The sequence below is a fragment of the Micromonospora sp. M51 genome (assembly GCF_018070305.1).
Lineage (GTDB): Bacteria > Actinomycetota > Actinomycetes > Mycobacteriales > Micromonosporaceae > Micromonospora > Micromonospora parva.
Map to the genome: position 1 here is coordinate 1 of NZ_JAGPXZ010001515.1, position 450 is coordinate 450.

General features: G+C 76.2%; 1 pseudogene. It reads left to right on the forward strand.

Going from position 1 to position 450, the window contains the following annotated elements:
- Positions 1 to 276, forward strand: a pseudogene (locus tag KBX53_RS35735) (hypothetical protein); the annotation flags it as partial.
- Positions 277 to 450: the final 174 nt, after the last annotated feature.

Here is a 450-nt window from a genome sequence, read left to right on the forward strand (position 1 = left end):
CTGCGGCGCGCGACGCGGGTGGACACGCCGGCCTGGCCGGTCCGGGCGGGGTTGCACCTGGCCCTGAAGACGCGCTCACTGTCGCAGCGGTGGTTCGGCGCGCCACGGGCGACGGCCTTGTTCGCCGACGGCATCCGGGCCAGGAGCTACCCCGACGGGTACGAGATCAGCCAGCTCGGCCCGCGGCACGACCGCCGCGACGGCGGGGTCGCCGGCACCGGCGTGACCGAACCGGCCGGGCGAGATCGGCGAAGCCGCGAGCCGGCACCCGAGTGACCGCGGTCCGCCGGCCGACCTGGAGGGACGGCCGGCGGACCGGTCTCAGCGGATGGTGGTGACGGTCCAGCGTGGGGAGGCGTTGGTGACCGGGACGGTGTCACCGACCAGTGTGGTCACCGCCGGGGTGTCGCGCGGCACGCTGGTGCCGACCCAGAGCTCGTCCTCGCCGGG